Here is an 8,593-nt window from a genome sequence, read left to right as displayed (position 1 = left end):
TCCACCCCGCCCCGCACCCGCACCCGCACGCGCGCCCCACCCAGCACCCGCACGCGCGCCCGCACCCCCCGGGCCCGTACCCGTCCGGCCCGCGCCAGCCGCACCCGCCGGCCGGGCCGCACCCCCACACGCACACCCCGCCGCACGTCCGGGAGCGTCCCCGCCCGGCGCCCGAGCGCTAGTCTGGCTCGGTCAGCCCAGCTCGTGTCGCCAGCCCAGGGGGTTGCTTCATGACCACCGACTGGATCGCCCCCGCGTGGATGCACCAGCAGGTCACCGCCGAGCAGTACGCGGAGTGGACCGAGGAGCAGTGCGCGGGCATCGAGATCGTGGACGGGATGGTCGTCGTGAGTCCGAGCGCGTCCAAGCGGCACAACCGCTTGGCCCGGGTCCTGGCCAACGCCCTCGACGCGGCCGCGGGACCCGGGTGGAACGCCGATACCGACTTCGATGTCCGCCTGCACGACGTCCCGCTGACCAACCGCCGGCCGGACGTCACCGTCTACCGGGCCGACACCATCGACGTCGACCCCACCCGTCCCGAGCACGTGCTGCTCGTCGTCGAGGTCGTCTCGCCCGGGTCGGAGACCACCGACCGCATCGTGAAGGCGGAGCAGTACGCGAGAGCGGGCATCGCCTTCTACTGGCGGGTCGAGCAGACCCCGACCGGCCTCCCGCTCACCTACACCTACGTCCTCGACCCGCGCAGCGGGCGTTACCGCGACGGCGAGGTGTTCGCCGGCGTCGTGAAGGTGACGGCACCGTTCGAGGTGGAGGTCGACCTCGGCCGGCTCTGACGGCGCCGGCCCGCGGGGTCAGGAGCGGGCGTCCGACGCGGGGACGATCTCGCGGCCGAGGGGCACCAGCGACACCGGCACCAGCTTGAGGTTGGCCACCGCCAGCGGGATCCCGATGATCGTGATCGCGAGGGCGACCGCCGTCGCGATGTGCACGAGCGCCAGCCACCAGCCGGCGACGAGGATCCACACGACGTTGCCGAGGGCCGACGGGATGCCGGCGCCGGGCCGCGCGACCAGCTTGCGCCCGAACGGCCACAGGGCGAAGTCGGCCATCCGGAACGACGCGATGCCGAACGGGATCGTGACGATCAGCACGCAGCAGATGACCCCGGCGACGGCGTAGCCGAGCGCCAGCCAGATCCCGCAGAGCAGCAGCCAGATCACGTTCAGCAGGGTCCGCATCGGATCCTCCACGTCGGGGCGCGCACCGGTGGGGCGACGGGAACACCCCCCGAGCCGCGGCGCGGTTCGGGGGGTGTCCTCGGGTCGTGCTGTGATCCAGGTGGTCAGTCCAGGTAGTCGCGCAGGACCTGCGACCGCGACGGGTGGCGCAGCTTCGACATCGTCTTGGACTCGATCTGCCGGATCCGCTCGCGGGTGACCCCGTAGACCTGGCCGATCTCGTCCAGCGTGCGGGGCTGGCCGTCGGTGAGGCCGAAGCGCAGCCGCACGACGCCCGCCTCGCGCTCGGACAGCGTGGCCAGCACCGACTGGAGCTGGTCCTGCAGGAGCGTGAAGCTGACCGCGTCGACCGCGACGATGGCCTCGGAGTCCTCGATGAAGTCGCCGAGCTGGCTGTCGCCCTCGTCGCCGATGGTCTGGTCGAGCGAGATGGGCTCCCGGGCGTACTGCTGGATCTCCAGCACCTTCTCCGGGGTGATGTCCATCTCCTTGGCCAGCTCCTCCGGGGTGGGCTCGCGGCCCAGGTCCTGGAGCAGCTCGCGCTGGATGCGCCCGAGCTTGTTGATGACCTCGACCATGTGCACCGGGATGCGGATGGTGCGGGCCTGGTCGGCCATGGCGCGGGTGATCGCCTGGCGGATCCACCACGTGGCGTAGGTGGAGAACTTGTAGCCCTTTGTGTAGTCGAACTTCTCGACCGCGCGGATCAGGCCCAGGTTGCCCTCCTGGATCAGGTCCAGGAACGCCATGCCACGGCCGGTGTAGCGCTTGGCCAGCGAGACCACGAGCCGGAGGTTCGCCTCCAGCAGGTGGTTCTTGGCGCGCTCGCCGTCGCGGACGATCCAGCGCAGGTCGCGACGCAGCTGCGGGGAGACCTTCTCGCCGGCGTCGATCGAGCGGCGCATCCGCTCCGCGGCGTAGAGGCCGGCCTCGATCCGCTTGGCGAGCTCGACCTCCTCCTCCGCGTTGAGCAGCGCGACCTTGCCGATCTGCTTGAGGTAGGCGCGGACCGAGTCGGCCGAGGCGGTGAGCTCGGCGTCCTTGCGCGCCTGGCGCAGGGCCTCGGACTCCTCCTCGTCCCAGACGAAGTCGCCGGTCTTGGCGTTCGAGGAGCGCTCGCGCTGGGCGGGGCTGCGGCGGTTGGCGCCGGTGTTGGCCGGCTCCTCGTCGTCCTCGTCGTCCTCTTCGTCGTCCACGACGACCGCGACGTCGGCGGCGTCGTCGGCGACCAGTTCGGCGTCGAGTTCGACGTCCTCGAGCTCGACCTCCTCGGGGGCGCCCTCCAGCTCGCCCTCGGCGCCGTCGAGATCGGTGACCTCGGCGTCGGCGCCCTTCTTGGCCGGTGCGCCCTTCTTGGCCGGACCGGCCTTCGACCGGGGCGCCTTCGCCGCGGTCTTCGTGGCGGCGCCGCCCGCCCGCGCACGGCGGGGAGCGGCCCCGGCCGACGGGTCGACGGACGGGTCGATGCGGGTTGCGGAGTCTGCGGCTGCCACTAGGCCCTCTCGCTACGGTGCGCTCTGCGGTGCGCCGGGACGCGTCGGAGATCCGGCTGCAGATGTTGTCTGATACCTCGCCGGATCGCGCTCCGTGACGTGCTGTCGGAGGCGATCCCGCATCGGGTACTGCGCCATTGTAACGGCGCGTTCCCGGGACGCTCGCGCCTCGGCACGCCGAAGATGTCGATGTGGTCGGATACGGGGGTGAGCGAGGCACGGCCGATCGGTCAGAACCTGCCGGCAGATCCTGATGAGACACCCGCTGACCTGCGGCGCATCGCCGAGAGCGTGGCGCTGGAAGCGGCCGAGCACCTGCGTGCGCTGCCCCGGCCGTGGGACGCGGGGTCCGGGGTGGACCGATCCAGCGACAGCGTGTCGACGAAATCCACTCCGACGGATGTCGTCACCGCTTCCGACCACGCGCTGGAGACGCTGATCCGGGAGCGGTTGGCCGAACTCCGTCCCGATGACGCGGTCGCCGGCGAGGAACAGGGCGGTGCGCTCGCCGCGGCCAACGGGCCGGGGGTGTGCTGGGTGGTCGACCCGATCGACGGCACCGTCAACTTCCTCTACGGCATGCCCTGGTACGCGGTGTCCGTCGCCGCCGTGCGCGACGGGCGGTCGGTGGCCGGGGCGGTGGTGGAGCCGGCGTCGGGCCGGTTGTGGAGCGCCGCCGCGGGTGGGGGCGCCACCTGCGACGGGCGGCCGCTGCGCGTCTCCGGCGCGTCGGACGTCGCGCTGTCGCTGCTGGCCACCGGGTTCTCCTACAGCGCGCAGCGGCGCTCCCGGCAGGTCGCGATGATCGGCGGGCTGCTGCCGCTGGTGCGCGACGTCCGGCGGACCGGGTCGGCGGCGCTGGACCTGTGCGCGGTGGCCGCGGGGTGGGTCGACGCCTACATCGAGCACGGCACCAACTGGTGGGACTGGGCCGCGGCCGCGCTCATCGCCGCCGAGGCCGGTGCCGTGGTGCGCGTGCCGGGACCGACCGGCTCCACGCCGCCCGACGACGGCCTGGGCGACGACGCGCTGTTCGCGGCCACCCCGGCGATCGCCGAGGAGCTGGCCGCGCTGATCCGCGAGCACGGCGCGGGCGGCGTCTGACGCGGGCCGGTGGCCCGGCGACTCAGCAGGTCGACTCGCGGGCCTGCTCCAGCAGGGCGGGGTCGACGGTGGGGCCGGGCGGCGGGCCGGCGTCGGGCGCGGAGGGATCGGCGTTGGCGGCCCCGTCGGACCCGCCGGCGTCGTTGCTGAGCTGGTCGAGCGCGTCGCGGGCCGGGCGGGCGGGGGACAGGTCGCCGAACGCGGTGCCCACCGCGACGTTGACCGTGTCGTCGGCGCGCCCGTCGCGCACGAGCTCCACGCACGGGAGGACGAGCGCGAGCGTGCTGGCCGCGGCCTCGCCCGCGGTGCCGAAGCGCAGCTGGCCGACGCACTCCAGGTCGCCGTCGGGGTAGAACGGGTCGTTGGTCGGGGCGGCGGCGCGGGCGAAGCCCAGCTCCTCCAGCTCCGCGGCCACCAGGTTGGCCTGCTGGCGCTGGCCGCCGCCGTTGCTGACCAGCACCCGCACGGCCGACACCGGTGCCGGCGGCACGGCGTAGAGCGCGCTGCGCTCCACCGTTTCGCCGGCCGGGGGGCCGGCCACGGGGGCCGGGCAGGTGCCCTCGCCGAAGCCGTCGGACGCCGTGGACAGCACCGTCACCCAGGTGCCCGCCGCCAGCAGCGCCAGCACCGTCACCACCACGATGATCGGCCCGCGCCTGCGGCGCTGGTAGGGCCGCACGCGGGAGGGGCGCGGGTTCAGCGCGGCCGCGGTGCGCGCGGCGGCCGCCTTGGCCGCGGCCGTGCGGCCGGGGCCCTCCGGTGCGCCGGTGCCGGGACGGGTCGCGGTGCCGCCCGGGCGGGCGGGGACGCCGTTGCGGTCGGATCCGGTGGTCATCTCAGTCGAGTCCTTCGGCCAGCACGTGCTGGCCCAACGTGACCAGTGGCAGCACGCTACCGAGGTCGACCGCCATGGTTTCGGGCACCATCCCGGTGCGGACCCTGGCCACGATCCCGGCCAGCACGACCGCCAGCTTGAACGCGCCGAAGGCCACGTACCAGGGCAGCGGGGACACGTCCAGGCCGGTGGCAGCGGCGTACCGCTCGGTGATCCCGGCGCGGCTCGGGAACCCCGGCAGCGCGGTGATGCCGGGCACGCCCCGCGCGTCCCGCCAGGCCGCGGGGTCGTCGGACTGGCGCCAGTAGATGAGCAGCAGCCCGAGGTCGGCGAGCGGGTCGCCGAGGGTCGACATCTCCCAGTCGAGCACCGCCGCGATGGTGCCCGGGTCGTCGGCGGCGAAGATGCAGTTCTCCAGCTTGTAGTCGCCGTGCACGATCGTGTGCCGCTGCGTGGTGGGCAGCGCGGCGGCCAGGTCGTCGGCCAGGGACTGCAGCGGCTCGGCGATGCCCTCCTCGGGCACGGCGGGGCGGGCGTGCTCCCACTGGCTCACCCAGCGCCGCACCTGGCGGGCCATGAACCCCTCGGGGCGGCCGAAGTCGGCCAGCCCGTGGGCGGCGGGGTCGACGGAGTGCAACCGCACCAGGACGTCGACCAGCGCGTCGGCGGCGCGCCCGCGTTCCTCGGGGGTCTCGGCCCAGCCGGCGGGCAGCGCGCCCGCCGGGACGACGCCCTCGACCAGTTCCATGACGTAGCAGGGTGCGTCGACCGGCGGGCCCCCGTCGGACCAGGCCAGGACGGCGGGCACGGGCACGTCGCTGTCGGCCAGCCCGGAGATGATCCGCCGCTCGCGCCCCATGTCGTGAGCGGTGGCGGCGACCTGTCCGACGGGCGGGCGGCGCAGCACGACCGCACCGGCGGGGCTCTGCACCCGATAGGTCAGGTTGGACCGCCCGGCGCCCACGGGCGCGAGCGCGCAGTCGCGCCACGCGGGGTCGCCGAGGCGGTCGGCGAGCCACGGCCCGACCACGGCCGGGTCGGCTCCGGGGACGGGCACGGACGTCAGGTCGTCGGCGGAGACACCCACAGCCGCAGACCCTAACCCGGGCGCGCGTGCGCGAGAGCGGGCCGACCGGCGCCGTGATCGGGTCGACAGGTCGACCCGGTGGGGTGACGGGCGTTCGGCGGCATGCTGGGTTACCCTCTGCGCCCCGGGGGGCAGGCGCGCGCGCTCGTGAACGTGCGCGGGATCGATTAAGTCGAATCCGAGCGCAGCTGCAGACCGGCATCGGGCTGAGACCGGCGTCACTCGGTTGCCGGGCACAAACCCCGGTGCTGTGGCGTTGTCCAGCCGCACGACGACGACTTGTGTGTTAAGAGGGTGGGAACGATGGCGACCGACTACGACGCGCCACGGCGCAACGAGACCGATGACATGGCGGAGGACTCGCTCGACGAGCTCAAGGCCCGCCGCAACGAGGCGCAGTCGTCCGTGGTCGATGTCGACGAGTCGGACACCGCGGAGAGCTTCGAGCTGCCCGGGGCCGACCTGTCGGGCGAGGAACTCACGGTCAAGGTGCTGCCCAAGCAGGCCGACGAGTTCACCTGCGCCAGCTGCTTCCTCGTGCACCACCGGAGCAGGCTGGCCGAGACCCGCGGGACGCAGTACATCTGCCGCGACTGCGCCGCCTGACGGGGGCGCCGCGGGGACGGCGCACGACGGCGCCGAGCGCCGTCGCGCTCACCGTCCCAGCGCCGCCACCAGCGCGGCGGTGCCGCGCACGCTGAAGATCCAGTACGGGGTCCGGTCCGCGGAGGCGCCCTCGGCGCCCTCGGCGCCCTCCCCGGGACGGACCTCGACGCGTACGACCGGTCCGATCCAGGGCCGGTGCAGGAGATGGGCCGTCGGGTCCAGCTCCGGGCCCAGTGCAGCCTGCTTCCCGGAGGCCGGCACCACCTCGACGCGGCCCACGCGGTCCAGGGGCAGTGCCTCCTCGCCGACGCGCAGCTCGCCGTCGGCCACCTGCACGCGGGTGCGGCTCAACCACACCAGCGCCCCGAGGACGACCGGCACCGCGACCGCGTAGCCGATCCAGGAACGCAGCCCGGGGTAGCCCATGTGCACCTCGGCGCCCAGCAGCACGGCCAGCCCGATCGCCGGCAGGAACCACCAGAGCGGTACGGACAACCGCTCGTCGAACGCGGGAGCGCCGGACGTCGCAGCCCGACCGCTCAGAGGATGCTCACCCACGCCGACCAGGGTAGCGTCGCCCGTCGTGCCCGGCCCCGTCGACGCTCCCCGCTCCGAGCCGTTCGTCCCGCCGCTCCCGCTCGCGGACGGTCCGTCGGCGCCGCACGCCGACGGACCCCTCGATGTGCTGCTCACGCGCCTCGACCCCGAACTGCCGGTGCCCACCTACGCGCGCCACGGCGACGCGGGCGTCGACCTGCGGACGGTGGCCGACGTACGGCTGGAGCCGGGGCAGCGGGCCCTGGTCGGCACCGGGGTCGCCATCGCCCTGCCCGACGGCTACGCAGGCTTCGTGCACCCCCGCTCCGGGCTGGCCGCGCGCGCCGGCCTGTCGATCGTCAACGCGCCGGGCACGGTCGACGCCGGCTACCGCGGCGAGATCCGCGTCTGCCTGGTCAACCACGATCCCCGCGAGGCGGTCGAGCTGCGCCGCGGCGACCGCATCGCCCAACTGGTCGTGCAGCGCGTCGAGCGGGTGCGCTTCGTCGAGGTCGCCGACCTGCCGCCGTCCGAGCGGGGGGCGGGCGGGCACGGGTCCACCGGCGGCCACGCGCGGCTGGCCCCCGTCGAGGACGTCGAGGACGCCCCGCCGGGCGACGTGCTCGGCGGTGTGCCGGGCGACCCGATGGACGCCCAGGCCGTGCCGATGGACCTCGCCGCGGGCGCCGCGGCGCGGTCCGGCGGCGGGGAGCGGTAGTGGCCCGCCCGCAGCGCACCGGCACCTTCCCGGCCGGTGGCGTCGCCGTCGAGGCGCGACCGCGGCCGACGGGCACCCGGCCCGCGCAGATCGCCGGCCCGTACGACAGCGAGGCCGAGGACGAGCCCACCCTCTCCGGTGCCGCCGACTTCGGCTCCCTGCGCCTGCCGCTGCCCACCGGCGGCACCCTGACCACCGACCCGGCCTCGACCGGCGGCCCGATGCAGGCCGTGCACCTCGCCCTGCCCGAGGGCAGGCTCTCGGTCAGCGCGCTGGCCGCCCCCAAGACCGGCAAGCTCTGGCCCGACCTGGCCAAGGAGATCGACGCCTCGCTGCGCGAGAGCGGCGCGCGGGTGCGGTCGTTCACCGGCGAGTGGGGCCGCGAACTGCACGCCACCACCGGGGCCGCCACGTCGCTGTTCCTGGGGGCCGACGGGCCGCGCTGGATGGTCTACGGCGTCGCCACCGGCCCGACCGCCACCGCCCCCGCGCTGGCCGACGAGCTGCGCAGGCTGCTGCGGGGCACGGTGGTGGTGCGCGGGCGCTCGCCGTACCCGGTGCGCACGGTGCTGCCGCTCACCGTCCCCGAGGGGATCGAGCTCGACGCCGGCGCGGCGAGCGCGGCGAAGAAGCCCGCCGCTCGAAAGCCGGTCAAGACCAGGGGCGCCGACATCGCCGGGGTGGCCGGCGGCGCCCGGCCCGCCGCCGCGCCCGATGCGGGCCCGGTCGGGAAGGGCCTGGTCGAGAAGGGCCTGGTCGAGAAGGGCGGCGCCGACCTCCCTGACACCGGCAGCACCGGGGCGAAGAGCGCCGGCGTCTCGCGGACCGGGGCGACACCCGTCACGGACAGCGCGGCGATCGCCGCGCGTCGGCGCGACGACAGCGGCCCCGTGAGCGGCCCCGTGTCGCCGGCCGCGCCGCCGGCCGTGCGGACGCCCGGCACACCCACCGAGGCGGGTCCGCATACCGACGGCGAGCCCCTCGTCGCCCGCTCGGGCGTGCTGCCCCGGC

General features: G+C 75.0%; 10 protein-coding genes. 5 read left to right on the top strand and 5 right to left on the bottom strand.

The annotated features are described in order from the left end of the window. Nucleotides 1–230 precede the first annotated feature (230 nt). Nucleotides 231–797 carry a Uma2 family endonuclease gene (locus KIK08_RS35090; protein WP_214407623.1) on the top strand — a complete coding sequence of 189 codons (567 nt, stop codon included), beginning with the start codon at nucleotides 231–233 and terminating at the stop codon, nucleotides 795–797. An 18-nt stretch (nucleotides 798–815) separates the two neighbouring features. Here the strand turns inward: KIK08_RS35090 and KIK08_RS35085 are convergent, their stop codons facing one another. Together KIK08_RS35085 and KIK08_RS35080 are read right to left on the bottom strand one after the other, a co-directional pair. Beyond that, on the bottom strand, nucleotides 816–1,202 hold the full coding sequence (locus tag KIK08_RS35085) for a YccF domain-containing protein (RefSeq protein ID WP_214407622.1): 387 nt from the start codon (nucleotides 1,200–1,202) through the stop codon (nucleotides 816–818). Between the two features lie 104 nt (nucleotides 1,203–1,306). After that, nucleotides 1,307–2,695, bottom strand: coding sequence for an RNA polymerase sigma factor (locus KIK08_RS35080; RefSeq protein ID WP_408004777.1), 1,389 nt, complete (start codon nucleotides 2,693–2,695; stop codon nucleotides 1,307–1,309). A 207-nt stretch (nucleotides 2,696–2,902) separates the two neighbouring features. On the opposite strand from KIK08_RS35080, the gene KIK08_RS35075 reads away from it, so the two are divergent. Next, nucleotides 2,903–3,799 carry an inositol monophosphatase family protein gene (locus KIK08_RS35075; protein ID WP_308258090.1) on the top strand — a complete coding sequence of 299 codons (897 nt, stop codon included), beginning with the start codon at nucleotides 2,903–2,905 and terminating at the stop codon, nucleotides 3,797–3,799. Nucleotides 3,800–3,821: 22 nt separating this feature from the next. Here the strand turns inward: KIK08_RS35075 and cei are convergent, their stop codons facing one another. Next, nucleotides 3,822–4,634: an envelope integrity protein Cei gene (gene cei / locus KIK08_RS35070; protein WP_214407621.1), complete on the bottom strand. Its 813-nt coding sequence runs from the start codon at nucleotides 4,632–4,634 to the stop codon at nucleotides 3,822–3,824. A 1-nt stretch (nucleotide 4,635) separates the two neighbouring features. Then, nucleotides 4,636–5,721, bottom strand: coding sequence for a phosphotransferase family protein (locus KIK08_RS35065; protein ID WP_308258089.1), 1,086 nt, complete (start codon nucleotides 5,719–5,721; stop codon nucleotides 4,636–4,638). Between the two features lie 303 nt (nucleotides 5,722–6,024). Between KIK08_RS35065 and KIK08_RS35060 the strand changes: the two genes are divergently transcribed. Beyond that, nucleotides 6,025–6,327, top strand: a complete 303-nt coding sequence (locus KIK08_RS35060) for a DUF4193 domain-containing protein (RefSeq protein WP_214407620.1) — start codon at nucleotides 6,025–6,027, stop codon at nucleotides 6,325–6,327. A 48-nt stretch (nucleotides 6,328–6,375) separates the two neighbouring features. Here the strand turns inward: KIK08_RS35060 and KIK08_RS35055 are convergent, their stop codons facing one another. Continuing rightward, entirely contained in the window at nucleotides 6,376–6,885 is a 510-nt protein-coding gene (locus KIK08_RS35055) for a DUF3093 domain-containing protein (protein WP_214407619.1), read from the bottom strand. A gap of 157 nt (nucleotides 6,886–7,042) precedes the next feature. Here KIK08_RS35055 and dut point away from each other — a divergent pair, with 157 nt between their 5' ends. After that, complete coding sequence (gene dut, locus KIK08_RS35050; RefSeq protein WP_408004778.1) at nucleotides 7,043–7,582, top strand: dUTP diphosphatase; 540 nt, start codon at nucleotides 7,043–7,045, stop codon at nucleotides 7,580–7,582. Then, the coding region (locus KIK08_RS35045) for a DUF3710 domain-containing protein (protein ID WP_214407618.1) at nucleotides 7,582–8,593 on the top strand (1,012 nt) is incomplete at its 3' end. The genes dut and KIK08_RS35045, both read left to right, overlap by 1 nt.

The organism is Pseudonocardia lacus, assembly GCF_018531445.1.
In the GTDB taxonomy this organism is placed as follows: domain Bacteria; phylum Actinomycetota; class Actinomycetes; order Mycobacteriales; family Pseudonocardiaceae; genus Pseudonocardia; species Pseudonocardia lacus.
The sequence above is the reverse complement of the archived record's forward strand: the minus strand, read 5'-3'. Positions and strand labels throughout refer to the sequence as shown.

Bases quoted from the DNA above. Each gene is read 5' to 3' on its own strand.
- KIK08_RS35090 (WP_214407623.1), top strand. From the start codon at position 231: ATGACCACCGACTGGATCGCCCCCGCGTGGATGCACCAGCAGGTCACC.
- KIK08_RS35085 (WP_214407622.1), bottom strand. From the start codon at position 1,202: ATGCGGACCCTGCTGAACGTGATCTGGCTGCTGCTCTGCGGGATCTGG.
- cei (WP_214407621.1), bottom strand. From the start codon at position 4,634: ATGACCACCGGATCCGACCGCAACGGCGTCCCCGCCCGCCCGGGCGGC.
- KIK08_RS35060 (WP_214407620.1), top strand. From the start codon at position 6,025: ATGGCGACCGACTACGACGCGCCACGGCGCAACGAGACCGATGACATG.